Raw genomic sequence first — 16,033 nt, forward strand, 5'->3', positions numbered from 1 at the left:
TCGCCGGGCCGGGGTTACTGGCCCTGAGTGGTCTTGTCCTTGCCGACGATGCCTTCAACCGCTTCGTCGTACGTCTTCGCGGCATCATCCGGCGAGGACTGGCCAGTCATCACCGCCTCCATCGCGGTGATGATCTCGTTGGAGACCTTCGGGTACTCGGCGTACGCCGGCCGGTACACGGTGACGGAGACCAGGTCGGTGAAGAACTGCGTGCTCTTCGAGGAGCTCTTGTACCCGGCGTCGTTGGCGACGTCCTTGCGGACCGCGATCTGCGCGCCGTCGGTGGCGTACTTGGCCGCGTTCTTCTGGGTCTGCAGCGTCTTGATCAGGTTCCAGGCCGCGTCGGGGTTCTTCGACTTGGCCGGGATCGCCCAGGTCCAGCCACCGGAGAGGCTGACCTTGCCCTTGCCGCTGCCGTCCTGGGTCGGCATCGCGGTCTGGCCGAGTACGTCGGTCCACTGCGGCCACGGCTTCGCACCGGTCTTCTGCCAGTTGCCGTAGATCCAGGAGCCGTCCAGCGCGATCGCGAGCTTGCCGCCCGGCAGCAGTTCGGTGCCGACCTTGCTGCCCATGTTCGGGTCGAGCGCCTGCTTCGGCGACGGGCCGAGGCCCTCGGAGTAGACGGTCTTGACGAAGTTCAGCGCGTCCTTGAAGCCCTGGCTGCCGACGACCCACTTCTGCTGGTCGTTGTTGTACAGGGTGTCCTTGGTGCCGTACAGCAGCATCTCGAAGCCCTGCATGGCCGAGGCTTCACCCATCGGCTTGCCGGAGTACACGTTCATCGGGATGACGCCGGGGACCTTCTCCTTGATGGTCCGAGCGGCGGTCAGTACGTCGTCCCAGCTCTTCGGCTGCCAGTCGGCGGGAAGCCCGGCCTTCGCGAAAAGCTGCTTGTTGTACCAGAGCGCGCGAGTGTCGGTGCCGTCCGGAATGCCGTACGTCTTGCCGTCCAGCGCCTTCGCCGCGCCCTTGGCGGTGTCCTCGAACTGGCCCCACTGATCCCAGTTCTTGATGTAGTCGTCGAGCGGCCGCAGGTAGCCCGCGGTGATGTCGGAGTTGATCAGGAACGTGTCTTCGTAGACCACGTCCGGGGCGGTGTTCGGCGACCGCATCATCAGCTGGAGCTTGGTGTAGTAGTCGTTCTCACTGGCGACGATCGGCAGGATCTCGACCGTCGAACCAGGATTGGCCGACTCGTACTCGGCCTTGACGCCGGTGAGGAAGTTCTTCATCACCACGCCCGGGCCCCACTGCTGGTACGCGATCTTGATGTGCGCCGGGCCGGCGCTCTGCGAGCTGCCCGCCTCCGGCTGCTTGGTCGTCGAACCCTGGCTGCAGGCCGAGACCGCCAGCAGCAGCAACGCGCTCATGGCGGCCGCTGCCTTGAAACGTTTCCTTGTCATCACGTCCACCTTCGGGCAATCGTTGTCATCCCGGTACCCCGACCGAACCCCAGCGGTCATTGTCGCGACCGTAGGAGGCCGGAGGCCGGGAAGTCAATGCTTGACAGACAACGTTGTCGCCGCCCGCACGCCTCGACGCGGCCACCGGAGCGTAACAATCCGATCACCGCGCCGGGACTTTGTTCAGACAGTAACGGGCTTCGCCTCATGGCGGGCGTGTACGACGCGCTGCGACCTCATCGCACCGAGTGAACAGAACAGCAATCCGGCCACCAGCCAGCAGCCCAGAACGAGCAGCGGTCGGCCGACTCCCGCGCCGTCGAAGAAGCTCACCGACCGTAGCGCCGTACCTGCGGCACCCGGCGGCAACAGTTGACCGAGAGCACCCCAACCGCTTGGAAGCATCTCGGGTGCACTCGTCAGACCTGACAGCGGGTTACCGAGCAGCATCATCACCGCGGCCCCGAGCGCGAGCCCCGCCGTACCGAGCAGCCACTCCAGACCGAGCAGCGTCAGACTCACGGCCGCGATCGACAGCGCGATCACTCCGGAGTTGGCAAGGTAGCTGCCCTCGAAAGAACCGAGCCAGTACTGCAGTACGGCGGCCAGCGCGAGACCGCCCGTGATCGAAAACACGATCGCACCGACCATGCGACGCCGACCCGACCGCACCAACTGGGTCAGTGCACCGGCCGCGATGATTCCTCCGAGCACGAGCGGCAACGCACCCGCGGCCAGACCGGCGCCACGCGGATCGTCCTTCGGCAGCGGTACGACGTCGGTGAGCTTCGGCGGGTTGTCCGGCGACAGCCGGCTCGACATCTGCGTGAGGATCTGCGCCACCGCGGGAGCACCGGCGGATGCGGTCAGCATCTCGGGCTGCTGCGGGTCGAGCACGATCGCGCCGTACACGTCCCGGTCCTGGATCTTCTGTACGGCGGTGGCCCGATCCGGTACGGCGGTGACCTCGAAACCACCGGGCATCGCCTGCTCGAGAATGTTCTCGACCTGGGCGACAGCCGGTGCGGGACCGGCCACGGCGAGCGGGACGTTGCGCGGTTCGGACCGGGCGGCCGGCCAGGCGAACGCGATCAGCAGGACAGTGAGCAGTGCGGTCAGCATGAGGACGACCGCGACCACGGGCGGCCGGCGGCGGTCGCCCTGCACCTCAGCGGACATGAGGAGGACTCCTTCGTTAAAACCGAATGATCGTTCTTTATTGATTCGAGCCTGGAACATCGAGAGGCGACTTGTCAAGAACGGACATTCGTTTTATGTTCGCGCTATGCCGAAGGTCACTGAGGAACACCGCCTGGCCCGGCGGGCGCAGATCGTCGCCGCGGCCCGCACCTGCGTGGTCGAGCAGGGGTTCCACAAGACGACGATGGCCGACGTGATCCGCGAGTCCGGCCTGTCCGCCGGCGCGGTGTACGGCTACTTCAAGAGCAAGGAGGAGATCGTCGCCGCCATCGCCGAGGAAGCCCTCGGCACCGTCGACGAACTTTTCGAGAAGATCCTCACGACCGAGCACCCGCTGACCCCGCTGGCCGCGCTGGAGGCGGCGCTCAACCACGCGGTCAGCATCGCCGAACGGCCCGGCGGCGACGTCACCCGGGTCGCGGTCCAGGCGTGGGCCGAGGCGCTGCACAACCCCGCCATCCTGGACATCGCCGGCGGCAAGTACCTGCTGCTCCGCGAGCACTTCGAGGACGTCGTACGCCGGGCCCAGGCCGACGGCACCGTCGACCCGGACACCGATCCCAAGTACATCGCCCAGGTCATGTTCGGCATGCTGCCGGGCTTCGTGCTCCAGCGTCTGCTCATCGGCGACGTCACCCCGGACACCTACTCCGCCGGTCTGAAGGCTCTGTTCCGCGCCTAGCGGGGGTGGACTTTCACCCACCCTGAGCGGCGGTCCAGCACCCTGGGGGGACCCGTCCCGGCTCCGTAGCGTCAACGGCATGACGAAGACGACGCGACGGATGAGGCGCGCGCAGGAAGCGGCCGCCACGAGCGAGCACTCGGTGCTCCTGCAGGACGTACGACGGGTGTACGGTCGCGGCGGCAACGCGGTCCACGCCCTCAACGGCATCTCCATCGGCTTTGCCCGCGGCACCTTCACAGCCGTGATGGGGCCGTCCGGCTCCGGCAAGAGCACGTTCCTGCACTGCGCCGCCGGTCTGGACCGGCCGACGTCGGGGAGCGTGTTCATCGACGGCCAGCCGTTGGCCGACCTGAACGAACGCAAGCTCACCGAGCTGCGACGCGACCGGATCGGGTTCGTGTTCCAGTCGTTCAACCTGCTGCCCGCGCTGACGGTCTGGCAGAACGTCTGCCTGCCGATGGAGCTGGACGGCCGCCGGCCTAACCGCGCCGCGGTCCGTCAGGTCCTCGACCGCGTCGGCCTCGGCGATCGCTACAAGCACCGCCCCGGCGAACTGTCCGGCGGTCAGCAGCAGCGCGTCGCGATCGCCCGCGCCCTGGTCGCCCGCCCGGCAGTGATCTTCGCTGACGAGCCGACCGGCGCCCTGGACACCCAGACCGCGGCCGACGTCCTTCAACTGCTGCGTGAGCCGGTCCGCACCCAGGGCCAGACGGTGGTCATGGTCACCCACGACCCGGTCGCCGCCTCGTACGCCGACCAGGTCGTCTTCCTGGCCGACGGCGTACTGGCCGGCAGCCTGATCGCGCCGACGGCCGAGGCCGTGGCGGACCGGATGACCCACCTCGGTGCGCGGTCCAACCTGCAGGTCGTGGCCCGATGATGCGCCTGGCCGTCCGCACCCTGCGCTTCCGCAAGGGCGGCTTCATCGCCACCTTCGTGGCGGTCGTGTTCGGTACCGCGATCGTGATGGCCTGCGGCGGTCTGATGGAGACCGGGATCCGCTCCAACGTCTCCCCCGAACGGCTCGCCGCTGCTCCTATCGTTGTCACCGGCAAGCAGTCGCATCTGCGGCCAGGCGCCGAGGACGCGACCGCGCTTCCCGAGCGTGTCGGTGTTCCCACCGATCTCGTTTCCAAGATCAGTTCTGTCGAAGGGGTTTCGGACGCGATCGGCGACCTGACCTTCCCGGCCTCGATCCTGGGTTCCAGTGGTCTCACGGTTGCTGAAGGCCACAACTGGTCCTCGGCCGCGTTGGCGCCGTACAAGCTGACCTCCGGTCGCGCGCCGACCGCTGGTCAGGTCGTCAGCACCACAGCGGGCACGAAGGTCGGTGACCGGGTCACCTACGTCGTCGACGGCAGCCCTGAGACCTTCAGGGTCAGCGGCATCGCCAAAGGACCTGCCGGGCATGCGTTCTTCTCCGACCATGAGGCCCGCCAGTTGGCCGGCAATCCCGCGCGGTTCGCGGACGTCGGCGTACTGCTTGCTCCTGGCACCGATGTCGACGCGGTGAAGGACCGGATCAAGGCGATCGACGGTGGCATCACCGTCAGCACAGGCATCGACCGTGGCCTGGCCGAGCACCCCGGCACCGAAACGCAGCGCGTTGCACTGATCTCCATTGCCGGCTCCTTCGGCGGCATCGCGGCGATGACGATGATGTTCGTGGTCGCGTCCACGCTGGCGCTGTCCGCCCAGCACCGCGAGCGCGAGTTCGCGCTGCTCCGTGGCATCGGTACGACGCCCGGTCAGGTACGGCGGATGATCCTCGGCGAGTCCATGCTGGTGTCGATCCCGGCGGTTCTGGTCGGCGTGGTGCCCGGCGTGTTCCTGGGCCGGTTCCTCTTTGACCAGTTGGGTTCACACGGCGTCGCGTCGCCGGTGGTCGAGTTCTCCCAGGGCGTGATCCCGTTCGCGGCCGGTGCAGGCGCCGCCATCCTCGCGGCCATCGGTGCCGCCCTGATCGCGGCCCGCAAGTCGGCCAAGATCAAGCCGGTCGAGGCATTGGTCGAGGCTTCGCTGCAGCGGAAGTGGTTCGGCTGGATCCGTCTGCTCTTCGGCCTGCTGTTCCTCGGCGGTGGACTGGCGCTGCTGATCGTCACCGCGGCCGTGATGACCGGTCCGCTCGCCGGTGCGACCGCCGGCCCGTCCGTACTCTGCTGGGCGATCGGCGTCGCGCTACTCGGCCCGTTCTGGACGAAGGCCGTGCTCGCGATCTGGCGCTGGCCGGTGCAACTGCTGACGCGGGTCAACGGACGACTGGCGATTCGCAACGTCACGGCACGATCGGTCGCGATGTCGGCCGCGGTCATGCCGGTGATGCTTGCCGTCGGCATCTCGACCGCCAACCTCTATATGCAGACCACCCAGATGGATGCGGCGTCCGAGGCCTTCACGCGTGATCTGAAGGCCGACACCGTGCTGGTCTCCGAGGCCGGTATGGCGCCCGCGCTGGTCGACCAGGTCCGTACGGTTCCCGGTGTCGCGAGTGCTTCGGCGTTCGTCCGCAGTACCGGCGTGATCGACGAGCCTCGCAATGCTCCGTTCGACGAGGATGGAGCGCCTCTGCTAGGCGTGGATGCCCAGGGCAAGGATGGTACGGCGCCGGTGCAGTTGACGAGTGGATCGCTGACCGACCTGACCGGATCGACCGTCGCGCTGCCCGACTACGTCGCGGGGAAGATGGACCGTCGAGTCGGTTCGGACATCACCATGACGCTCGGCGACGGGACCTCGGTGAAGCTGCGGGTGGTCGCCACGTTCGCGGCCGAGCGCGGCTACGAGAGCATCATCCTGCCCGCCAAGCTGGTCGCCGCGCACACCACTGATGGGTTGACCAAGCAGATCCTGGTTCGCTCCGCACCGGGTGCCGACGTACAGCCGGCGCTCGCAAAGGTGGCCGCCGCGCATCCCGGCGTACAGGTCGCCGATCGGGACACCCTGGTCGCCGCGAACGCCGAGGATCTGCAGACACAGGCGTGGGTCAACTACATGCTGGTGGGCATGCTGATCGCGTACACCGCGGTCTCGGTCGTCAACACGCTGGTCTCGACCACGTTGCGACGCCGCCGCGAGTTCGCTCTGCAGCGGCTCACCGGTTCGACCCGCATGCAGGTCCTCCGCATGCTCACCACCGAGAGCACGCTGGTCACCCTGGCCGGCATCACCCTCGGCACCCTGGTCGCCCTGGCCTGCCTGCTCCCGTTCTCGGCCGCCGTCTCCGCCAGTGCCATCCCCACCGGACCGCTGTGGATCTTCCTGGTGATCATCGGCGCCGCCGCCGTACTCACCTTCGGCTCAACCCTCGTCCCCGCCACCGCCGCTCTCCGCCACTCCCCCCCCCAACCCACCCACGCCGACTGACCGAGCCACACAGGTCACCAGAAGAGGAATCGGATCACCTGGCAACCGCCAAAACCCGTCGTCGCCCAGCGCCATCCGCGGATGGCGCTGGCGCAGGTCCACAGGCAGTTCGTTCTGCTATTGGGCAGGTGTGGGTTCGGCGACTGGTTGGAGGGCGAGGGTGGTGGCTTGGATGATGGCTGCGTTGGTGCGGATCCAGGTCGAGAGGACCACCTGCAGGTCCTCGAGATCGCGCTCCTCCAGGATGACGCCGGGGACCGGGACGCTCGCGCCCAGCTCGGCCAGGACCGGACGTAGGTGCTGATCGGCGAGGAGTTTGTGGCTGGGCGCGGCCGACACGGTGACCGGTACGACGACCGCTCCGGCCAGTGCCTGCGCAGGCAGTACGTCGAGGAAGCTCTTCAGCAGGCCGGTGTAACTCCCTTTGTACACAGGCGTCGCCAACACCAGCACCGACGCCGACGTGACCAGATCGATCGCACTCTCCAACGCCGCGCGCTCCGCCGCCTCCCGCTCGAAGATCGCCGGCGCGAACGTCACCAGGTCGACCAGTTCGTCGATCCGGTACGGCGTACCGAGCTCGGAGGCGAGCAACTCCGCAACCGACGCGGCCGCCGCTGCCGTCCGCGAGCCCGGTCTCGGGTTGCCGACCACGGTGACGACTGACTGCGGCCAGACCGGTGGATCCGGAACGACCTGCGGTTCGAACGCGACTGAAGGCATCTGATCCAGCTCCTGAACTCGGTGGGTGATGGATCGAGCGTAGTCAAAGTCGAGCGCTCTACTTGACTTTCTCAGATACCGAACGCCGGCCGCGGACCTTCACCACCACGAACCAGGCCACCGCCGCCACCGCACCCGCGATCACGACCCACTGGAAGACGCCCACCGACGACTCCACGACATGCCACCGCTCACCGAGTTGGTAGCCGGCGACGATCAGCAACGAGTTCCAGACCAGATTCCCCAGTGCGGTCAACGACAGGAACAACGCCACCGGCATCCGCTCCACCCCGGCCGGCACCGAGATCAGGCTGCGCACCACCGGCACCAACCGACCGATCAGCACCGCCTTCGACCCGTGCCGGTTGAACCAGGTCTCCGCCTTGTCGACATCCTCGATCTTCACCAGCGGCAACTTCCGCGCCACCGCCCTGGTCCGATCCCGGCCCAGCCCGGCCCCCACGCCGTACAGGGCTAGCGCGCCGACGATCGACCCGAGTGTGGTGAACACGATCGCGCTGACCAGCCCGAGATCGCCGCGGCTGGCCGCGAAACCCGCCAGCGGCAGGATGACCTCGCTGGGCAACGGTGGAAAGAGATTCTCCAACGCCACCGCGAGTCCAGCGCCTGGTGCGCCCAGCTCCTCCATCAGGTCGATGGCCCAGCCGGCCACTCCTCCGGTCGGTTCCTGCGTCGCCTGCAGCGCGGTCATCATCACCTGATTCGTCGTGAACATGCGGACGACGGTAGGTGCGCGAACACCCTCCACACACTGGGGCCAACCGCCGTCCCGGGCCGGGTTTTCCACCGTACCGACCGGGGGAAAACCCCACTCCCGTCAGCCGAACCGCACCCCAAGCTCACCCGAACCGCAGCCCGAACTCACCCGAACCGCGGCCCGAGGAACAGCCCGCCGGTCGCGTCCACGGTCTGCCCCGTGATCCACCGCGCGTCGTCGGAGGCAAGGTACGCGACAACATCGGCGACATCCTCGCCGCGACCCAGCCGACCCAGCGAGGTGTTCTGAGTGACGAAGTCGACAAGCCCCGGCGTCTCGAAGAACGCACCGTTCGCCTCGGTCCGGGTCGCGCCCGGCGACACCGCATTCACAGTGATGTTCCGCGGACCGAGCGCATGCGCGAGCGTCATGGTCATCGTCTCCACCGCACCCTTCGTCATCGCGAACGACGTCTGGATCGGGTTCGCGAACCGAGTGGCACTCGACGAGAGCGAGATGATCCGGCCACCGTCACGCAGTACCGGCAGCAGCCGCTGGATCAGGAAGTACGGCGCTCTGACGTTGACGGCGAACAGCGCATCGAACGCCGCCTCGGTGTCGGTCTCAATCGGACCGGCCGGAGGCGCCGCCGCATTGTTGACCAGCACATCCAACGGCCGACCGGCCAGCCCGTCCGAGAGTTGCCCGAACACCTCGTCGACATCACCGGGAACGCCAAGCTCCGCCCCGATCAGGAACCCACGACCCCCGATCCGCTCAAGCGTTTCCTCAGCGCCCGCCTTGTCGCGGTGGTAGTGCACCGCCACCTCGACACCTCCCGCAGCCAGCCGCTCCGCGATCGCACGACCGATCCCGCGCGAGGCGCCGGTCACCAACGCCACCCTCTGGTTCATGTTAGAAACTATCATGTTGTTAGTATCTACCACATGAGTCTGAGGGACCGCCAGAGAGCCGAGACCAGGCACCGGATCCAGCGGCAGGCGATCAGGTTGTTCGTCGACCGCGGGTACGACGCGACCACGGTGAACGACGTCGCTGCCGCGGCCGGTGTCTCCGCGATGACGGTCTACCGGCACTTCCCCACCAAGGAAGACCTCGTCCTGTACGACGACTTCGATCAACTCGCCGCAGCGACGATCGGCGAACTCCCCGCCACCGGCTCACTGGCGGACCGCATCGGCCGCACCGTACTTGCGACGTTCGACCTGGCCGGCACGCACGATCGGGAGCTCCTGCTCGACCGGCTGCGGCTGATGATCTCGACACCAGCCCTCCAAGCCCGCCACCTCGACAGCCAGTACCGCCTGCAAGAGGCCTTCGTCACCGGGATCGACGACCCCACCGCCGAGTTCCAGACCCGCGCGGCCGCCGGAGCCGTGCTGGGCGTCGCCTACACCGCCCTGCTCCGGTGGGCCGCCGAGGACGGCGAGAGCAGCCTGCCCGAACTCTTCCGCGAGGCGTTCACCAGCACCTTCGGGCAATCGCTCTGAGCGGACCGCCGACGTATATTCCTCATATGGCAACTACGTTCGAGGTGCTGGCGGAACCGCGGCGGCGGGACATCCTCGACCTGCTGCGGACCGGCGAGCGGCCGGTCGGCGAACTCGTGGAGCAACTGGACCTGAGCCAGCCCGCTGTGTCGAAACATCTGAAGGTCCTGCGCGACGCCGGGCTGGTGGAGGTCCGCCACGACGCACAGCGCCGCTGGTACCGCCTTCGCCCTGCGCCGCTCGCCGAGATCGACGCCTGGCTCGAGCCGTACCGCGACTTGTGGCGCACTCGTCTCGACGCTCTCGAGGCGCACCTCGACAGGATGGACTGAGTCAGGTCAGCTCGGGGACGCGCAGGTGGGCGATCACCAGCTCGAACTCACCGGTGTCGAGGACCTGTGCGCCGGCGTCCTTGCTGGTGGCGGCGCGCATCGAGGCGGCGGCCTCGCGGTTGCTGTCCATCGCCTCCCGGCTGTCGTAGGTCACCGACGAGACGGCCCGGCCCGAGGCGCGGTCGACCAGCAGACTTGCGCTGCAGAACCCGGCCAGATCCTCCAGCCGCGGCAGTGAGGCGAGCCGGTAGACGTCGATCGCCCGGTCCAGGTTGGCGGGGTCGACGCTCACCCAGGTCGCCCGGATGCATGCGCCGGCGACCGAGCGGTGATCCCGATGCAGTACGGCGATCTCCCACTCCTGAACCTGCGGACTACCACCGAGTGTCCGCGCCAGCCGCTCCCGCACCGGCCGCAACTCTTCGTCGGTGGCCCGCATCGCCTGCTCCGACCGCCACGCAGTGGTGGTGATGCAGCGACCGGACTCCCGGTCGGCCATCATCGACAGGCCGACGCAGCCCTCCATCTCCATGAGACTGGGCATCACTTCGTCGCGCACCTGCGCGATGCCCGCGTCCATCGACATGAGCATCGCGTCGATCGTGGTGGAACGCGCGTACATGCTCCACCCCCTTACCGTCGGGGCGGCGCCCGGGTAGCGCCACCGGTCTGATCCCACATTCCTCCGCCCGCCCGACCAGTACAAGGGACGGATGGTTGACTGGCCCGATGGGAATCCCCAGCACCTCCGACGCCGAGCTCGGCCAGGCCCGCGCCACCCGCTGGTGGGTCCGCGGACGACGGATCGGATCGCTCGAGCGGGCCGCGAAGTTCGTCGACGACGTCGGTTTCGCGCTGCTCTTCCCGGCACCGCGCACCGTCGTACCGTCCTTGTGGGAGGCGGTCGCCGGCGAGGACGAGGAGCCGTTCGGCACCGGTATGGGCACGAACGAGCAACGCGTCTGGACCTGGAAGGACGAACTGCCCCGGCGTGGTCTCGCCTGGTACGGCGCCTACCTCGGCAGCCGCGGCTCCTTCCTGTCGCCTGAGCTCGTGAAGGCGCTCTACCCGGCGCCGGGCGACCCCAGCGACCACCTCTTCCTCGAACTGTCGCCGACGGCCCATGAGATCGCCGACGCGATCGCGGCCGAGCCGTTGCCGAGCGCCACGCTGCGAGCGCTGATCGGCAGCAAGAGCCGCTACCAACGAGCGATCACTGAGCTGCAGCGCAATCTGCTGGTGACCACCGCAGGTGTCCACGAGACCGGATTCGGCTGGCCGGCGGCGCTGATCGCGCTCACCTGTCATCAGTTCGACGTCGGTGGCGCGACCGATCACACGCTGGCTGCCGAACGGTTCCTGGACACCATGGTCGCCACCACGCCAGGCGAGCTCGCCCGCGCCTTCCGGTGGCCGGTGGCGCAGGCGCGAGCCCTCCTGGAGGAGCAGGTCGACGCCGGCCGGGCGACCTTCGACGGCGTCCGGTACGTCGCCGGCTAGCGGACCTCGGCCAGGTCGAAGACGTTGCCCTCGGGGTCGGCGAGCGTGATCCAGTGGGCGCCGTACTCGTCGTGCTCGTCGTGACGCTTCGCGCCGAGCGCGATCAGGCGATCGATCTCGGCGGACCAGTCGGCGGTGGCCAGGTCGAGGTGCAGCCGGTTCTTGCCGACGCGCGGCTCGGGGACCTGGAGGAACATCAGCGTCGGGCCGTCCGCGGCCTTGTTCACGGTGGCGAAGAACTCGTTGCCGCCGGCATCGACCTCCGAGGACAGCACGCCGGCCCAGAAGGTGGCGAGCGCGGTGGCGTCGGAGCTGTCGAAGACGACGTTCTCGAGAGAGATGGACATGGATCAGCCTTTCGTGACAGGGGATGGGGGGATCTGCCGGATCGGCCAGCAGATCTCGGTGCGATAGCTCGCCGGGTCGGGGCCGTCCCCCGGGCCGACGACGTACAACTCACGGATCGGGCCGGTCGCGACCTCGCAGTACTCCGCGACATGGCTGCCGAGCGCGCCATAGCTGCGGTCGAAGTCGGTCAGCGGCCCGCTGTGGACGCCGATCGCGAAGAATCCGCCGGGAAGATCGACCAGTTCGACGCCTTCGGCCGGCGCCTGGTCCGGCGCTACCGGCAGGAAGGCGATCACCTGACCGGAATCCTCGGTGAAGAACTCATCGCTGTACGTCGCTCCGGAGGTGGCGACGATGCCGTCGCGGGCGGCGATCTCGCCGAGCCGCCCGAAGGCGGACTCGTACCACGGCCCGAGCCGCTCCCGCTCGACGTGTCCGGAGACGCCGTACGCCCGGAACGCGGGGATGAACCGGTACTCGACGGCGAGCTCGGCCGGTTGGAGGGTCAGCATCTCGCGGAGCGACGCGACCACGTCGCGGGTGTGGGCGAGCTCTTGCTCCATCCGGTCCAGGTGCGCGCGGAGCGTCTCCTCCCTGCTGCCACCGTCGGCCGCATCGACGACCGCCCGGACCTCCGGCAGCGGCATCCGGAGCTCGCGCAGTCGCCTGATCAGCTGGGCGACCTCGACCTGGGACGTCTCGTACCGCCGGTAGCCCGACGACGGGTCGACAGAGGCCGGCGCGAGCAGGCCGATCTCGTGGTAGTGATGCAGGGTCTTCACGCTGAGATGTGTCAAGCGAGAGAACTCGCCGACCGTCACCTGTGCCGTCATGAGCTCAGCTTCCACCCTCCGCTAACCGGAGGGTCAAATCGAAAGAAGAAAGGAAGCGAAGCGGGTGGGCTTCCACCCTCCGGTAACCGGAGAGTCGAACCGAAGCCGGCGCCGCCTGGGGACAAGGCGACGCCGGCTCAGGGTTGGTACAGGTCAGCCGCGGTAGCGACCGATCACCTTGGTGTAGTCCCAGGCCTGCTGCGGGACGCCGGAGCAGGTGTCCGCGCCACCGCCGTTGCACGGCCGATCGCGGTTGACCGACCAGAACGTGAACCGGGCCAGGTGGTGCTCACTCGCGTACGACAGCATCGACTCGAAGTCGGACAGGTTGACCCGCTCACCGGCGACGTCGGTGATCCCGTTCATCGACGAGATGCCGATCTTCCGGTACGCCGCGTCGTCGCTCAGGCCGTACGCCGACTTGACCTGGTTCTTCAGCCCGTCGGCCGCCTGCCGGGTCAGCGTGCCCATGTTGGTCGAGCCGCCGCCGAAGTCGAACGGCATGATCACCCAGCCGTCGAGGTTCAGCCCCGAGGCCGCACCACGCCGGATCAGGTCCTGGCCGTTGCCGTCCGGCCCGGACGTCGTCGTACCAAAGGTCAGGTACGTCGCGATGCCGAGGTTGTTCTGCTCGACGATCTTCAGCGCGTCGATCACCTTCTGCCGCACCGCGGCGCTGGCGACCTCCTGGTCCTCGATGTCGATGTCGATCGCCTTCAGCGACAGCGCGTTGATCACCTTCTGGTACGCGCCGGCCAACTCACTCGCGGATCCGCAGCTCTGACCGAGCTTGTTGCCGGACCAGCCACCGATCGACACCACAGCGTCGCCGCCGTTGGCCCGGATCGCGTTCAGCGCCTGCTGGTCCACGCCACCGGTGAGCGGCCGGTTGCCGTCCCACTGCGGGTTGCAGTAGCCGTTGGACAGGATGAACGCCATCGTGAACCACTTGACGCCGGTCGCGTTCATCACGGTCGCCGGGCTGGGCGGGCTGCCCCAGCCCTGATAGAGGTACGGCGCTGCCGCCATCGGAGCACCGCCCGCCGGTGGCGGACTATCGTCCGCCGCCGGGACGTTCCACTTCTGGTTCGCCGCACCGGTGCAGCTCCACAGCTGCAGCGGAGTGCTGTTGGCGGAGTTGTTGCCTGTGACATCGAGGCACTTGTTCGCCTGCGGGTTCACCAGGTCCCGGCCGGAGGTGTAGGTCCACTGCTGCGCCGCGCTGCCGTTGCAGGTCCACAGCTGCACCTTGGCGCCGTTCGCGACCGAGCCACCGCTGACGTCCAGGCACTTGCCCAGCGCGGTCAGCGTCCCGCTCGAGTTCCGCCTCCAGCTCTGCGCGCCGGTTCCGTTGCAGTCGTAGAGCTGGACCTGAGTGCCGTCCGCGCTGCTCGCGGCGGCGACGTCCATGCACTTCCCGGCAAGGCCTGTGACCGTGCCGGTCGCCGCCTGGGCGGGTCCGGCCGTCATCAGCAGGCCGGCACCGAGCATCAGAGCCGCGGCCACCGCCGCTGCCCGGCGCATCAGACGTTCCACTTCTGGTTCGCGGCACCGGTGCAGCTCCACAGCTGCAGCGGTGTGGCGTTCGCCGAATTGTTGCCAGTGACATCAAGACACTTGTTCGCCTGGGGATTCACCAGATCTCTCCCACTTGTATAGGTCCATTGCTGGGCGGCACTTCCGTTGCACGAATAGAGCTGAACCTTCGCTCCGTTGGCGACCGAGCCGGCGTTCACGTCGAGGCACTTGCCGAGGGCACGGATCGTCCCGTCGCCTGGGCGCTCCCATTGCTGCGCCGCCGTACCGTTGCAGTCGTAGAGCTGCACCGCGGTGCCGTCGGCGGCGTTGGCGCCGGCGACGTCGATGCACTTGCCGGCCAGCCCGGTGATGGCGGAACCCGTTCCGCCACCGCCGCCCTGTGTGCCGGACCAGGTGAAGGTCGCCGACGTCTTGGTCGGCAGCGTGTAGACGAAGGACTGGCTGCCCCAGTTCACCCGCACCGACTGCGAGCTACCGGTGGTGTTGAACGCGATCAGCGCCTTCGAGCCGTCCGGGTTCTTCCACGCCACGTTCTTGACCGAGTTGTTCGCACTCGAGTCGATCCGCAGCGCACCCGGCTTCACGAACTTGGTCAGGTGGCCCATCGTGTAGTACTCGACGGTCTTGGTGACCTGGCCGCGCTGGCTGTCGTTGCGGTGCACGGTGACGAGACCGGTGCAGACGTTGCAGCCGGCACCGACGTACGGGAGCATGTCCTCGTCCTGGGCGAGGCTCCACTTGACCCACGACTTGTCCCAGTTGCGGGTGTAGTCGATCAGGTTGTTCATGTCCTCGACCTGCTGGTTCGGGATCCAGGTTCCGCCGGAGTGCTCGGTCATGTAGGCGTTCACGTTCGGGTACTGGTTGTGGATCTGCGTCTGCAGGTTCACGTCGCCGCCGTACCCGTGCCAGGCGATGCCGCCGAACAGCGGGTCGTTGCGCAGGCCGGCGTCGGCGAGCGGGACCGAACCGAGGTCGTTGTAGTTGCCCCAGTTGTAGTCCAGGACCAGCACCTTGGTGGTGATGCCGGCCGCCCGGAACGCCGGGAACAGGTGGTTCTTGGTGAAGTTCAGCAGGCCGGCGCCGTTCCAGTTCATCGACGCGTAGCCGGTGTTGTCGTTCCCGCAGCAGGTAGGCTCGTTCTGCACCGAGACGTAGTCGATGTGGTTGCCCTGGGCCTCGTTCTGCTGGATGTACTTGACGAAGTACTGCGCGTACATCGGGTAGTACTCGGCCTTCAGCCAGCCGCGGTTGGTGAACTTGTTGTTGTCCTTCATCCAGGCCGGCGCGCTCCACGGCGCACCCTTCACCTTCAGCGCCGGGTTCAGCTGCTTGGCCTGCTTGGTCAGCGGTACGACGTCCGCCAGGTCGTGCTGGATGCTGAAGTCGTTCAGGTCGCAGCAGGTGTCGTCGTACGAGTAGTTGAAGCGGGCCAGGTCCGAGGCACCCATCGGGTTGCGGGTGAAGGCCAGGCCGATCCCGTTCACCGGGTCGAACAGGTCCTTCATCACCTGGTCGCGGGTCGCCTGGGAGATCGTGTTGCTGCTGTTCAGCAGCCAGGCGGCGCTGTCGGTGAACGACGCGCCACCACCTTCGAACGACTGGTACGTCGTGTTCTCGTTGACCGTGATCGTCTGGTTGGCCGAGCCGCCGGCCGGGCCGAAGTTCACCGGCGTCTGCTGCTGCAGACCGCGGGTGACGTTGCGGCCGGCCGAGTCGTTGGTGGTGGTCAGCCAGATGTTGACCTGCTCACCGGCGGCCTGGGCGGGTGGTGCGGTGCCGAATCCGAGTCCGGTCGCGGCTACGCACGCCGCTGCCACCGCAATCGGCAGCAAGCGGAGGGCGCGACGAGGTTTCCCGTTCGCGGGCATGGGGCGG

The 16,033-nt window shown here is 67.7% G+C and carries 16 protein-coding genes; 6 read left to right on the forward strand and 10 right to left on the reverse strand.

What is annotated here, in order from left to right:
* Window positions 1-14: 14 nt before the first annotated feature.
* Together E0H73_RS20135 and E0H73_RS20140 are read right to left on the reverse strand one after the other, a co-directional pair.
* Window positions 15-1,403 (reverse strand): extracellular solute-binding protein, encoded by a 1,389-nt coding sequence (locus E0H73_RS20135; protein WP_238164116.1) that lies wholly within the window; start codon window positions 1,401-1,403, stop codon window positions 15-17.
* Window positions 1,404-1,586: 183 nt separating this feature from the next.
* Window positions 1,587-2,582, reverse strand: coding sequence for a hypothetical protein (locus tag E0H73_RS20140; RefSeq protein WP_131358576.1), 996 nt, complete (start codon window positions 2,580-2,582; stop codon window positions 1,587-1,589).
* Between the two features lie 106 nt (window positions 2,583-2,688).
* On the opposite strand from E0H73_RS20140, the gene E0H73_RS20145 reads away from it, so the two are divergent.
* The 3 genes from E0H73_RS20145 (at window position 2,689) to E0H73_RS20155 (ending at window position 6,651) form a co-directional block, all read left to right on the forward strand.
* Window positions 2,689-3,285 (forward strand): TetR/AcrR family transcriptional regulator, encoded by a 597-nt coding sequence (locus E0H73_RS20145; protein ID WP_131358579.1) that lies wholly within the window; start codon window positions 2,689-2,691, stop codon window positions 3,283-3,285.
* Between the two features lie 100 nt (window positions 3,286-3,385).
* Complete coding sequence (locus E0H73_RS20150) at window positions 3,386-4,168, forward strand: ABC transporter ATP-binding protein (protein WP_131359511.1); 783 nt, start codon at window positions 3,386-3,388, stop codon at window positions 4,166-4,168.
* Window positions 4,165-6,651, forward strand: a complete 2,487-nt coding sequence (locus E0H73_RS20155; protein WP_131358581.1) for an ABC transporter permease — start codon at window positions 4,165-4,167, stop codon at window positions 6,649-6,651. Before E0H73_RS20150 ends, E0H73_RS20155 begins: the two co-directional genes overlap by 4 nt.
* A 117-nt stretch (window positions 6,652-6,768) precedes the next feature.
* Here E0H73_RS20155 and E0H73_RS20160 read toward each other — a convergent pair whose 3' ends face one another.
* The 3 genes from E0H73_RS20160 to E0H73_RS20170 all read right to left on the reverse strand — a co-directional run bounded on the left by E0H73_RS20160 (window position 6,769) and on the right by E0H73_RS20170 (window position 9,006).
* Window positions 6,769-7,374: an NADPH-dependent FMN reductase gene (locus E0H73_RS20160; RefSeq protein WP_131358584.1), complete on the reverse strand. Its 606-nt coding sequence runs from the start codon at window positions 7,372-7,374 to the stop codon at window positions 6,769-6,771.
* Between the two features lie 58 nt (window positions 7,375-7,432).
* Window positions 7,433-8,110 (reverse strand): DedA family protein, encoded by a 678-nt coding sequence (locus E0H73_RS20165; protein ID WP_131358587.1) that lies wholly within the window; start codon window positions 8,108-8,110, stop codon window positions 7,433-7,435.
* Window positions 8,111-8,256: 146 nt separating this feature from the next.
* Entirely contained in the window at window positions 8,257-9,006 is a 750-nt protein-coding gene (locus tag E0H73_RS20170; RefSeq protein ID WP_202867477.1) for an SDR family NAD(P)-dependent oxidoreductase, read from the reverse strand.
* A 33-nt stretch (window positions 9,007-9,039) separates the two neighbouring features.
* Here E0H73_RS20170 and E0H73_RS20175 point away from each other — a divergent pair, with 33 nt between their 5' ends.
* A complete protein-coding gene (locus E0H73_RS20175) occupies window positions 9,040-9,603 on the forward strand; it encodes a TetR/AcrR family transcriptional regulator (protein ID WP_131358593.1) in 564 nt (187 codons plus the stop codon).
* Window positions 9,604-9,629: 26 nt separating this feature from the next.
* Window positions 9,630-9,935, forward strand: a complete 306-nt coding sequence (locus E0H73_RS20180; RefSeq protein WP_131358597.1) for an ArsR/SmtB family transcription factor — start codon at window positions 9,630-9,632, stop codon at window positions 9,933-9,935.
* Window position 9,936: 1 nt separating this feature from the next.
* Here E0H73_RS20180 and E0H73_RS20185 read toward each other — a convergent pair whose 3' ends face one another.
* Window positions 9,937-10,557, reverse strand: coding sequence for an antibiotic biosynthesis monooxygenase (locus E0H73_RS20185; RefSeq protein ID WP_131358600.1), 621 nt, complete (start codon window positions 10,555-10,557; stop codon window positions 9,937-9,939).
* A gap of 107 nt (window positions 10,558-10,664) precedes the next feature.
* Between E0H73_RS20185 and E0H73_RS20190 the strand changes: the two genes are divergently transcribed.
* Entirely contained in the window at window positions 10,665-11,435 is a 771-nt protein-coding gene (locus E0H73_RS20190; protein ID WP_131358602.1) for an AlkZ-related protein, read from the forward strand.
* On the opposite strand, the gene E0H73_RS20195 is transcribed toward E0H73_RS20190, so the two are convergent.
* The 4 genes from E0H73_RS20195 to E0H73_RS20210 all read right to left on the reverse strand — a co-directional run bounded on the left by E0H73_RS20195 (window position 11,432) and on the right by E0H73_RS20210 (window position 16,026).
* On the reverse strand, window positions 11,432-11,782 hold the full coding sequence (locus E0H73_RS20195; RefSeq protein ID WP_131358605.1) for a VOC family protein: 351 nt from the start codon (window positions 11,780-11,782) through the stop codon (window positions 11,432-11,434). The two genes, E0H73_RS20190 and E0H73_RS20195, sit on opposite strands and share 4 nt — an antisense overlap.
* 3 nt (window positions 11,783-11,785) lie before the next feature.
* Window positions 11,786-12,616: a MerR family transcriptional regulator gene (locus E0H73_RS20200; RefSeq protein WP_131358608.1), complete on the reverse strand. Its 831-nt coding sequence runs from the start codon at window positions 12,614-12,616 to the stop codon at window positions 11,786-11,788.
* Window positions 12,617-12,769: 153 nt separating this feature from the next.
* Entirely contained in the window at window positions 12,770-14,140 is a 1,371-nt protein-coding gene (locus E0H73_RS20205; RefSeq protein ID WP_131358611.1) for a chitinase, read from the reverse strand.
* Window positions 14,140-16,026, reverse strand: coding sequence for a ricin-type beta-trefoil lectin domain protein (locus E0H73_RS20210; RefSeq protein ID WP_131358614.1), 1,887 nt, complete (start codon window positions 16,024-16,026; stop codon window positions 14,140-14,142). The genes E0H73_RS20205 and E0H73_RS20210 overlap by 1 nt, the downstream gene beginning before the upstream one ends.
* Between the last annotated feature and the right edge of the window lie 7 nt (window positions 16,027-16,033).

The organism is Kribbella pittospori (assembly GCF_004331465.1).
Taxonomy (GTDB): Bacteria; Actinomycetota; Actinomycetes; order Propionibacteriales; family Kribbellaceae; genus Kribbella; species Kribbella pittospori.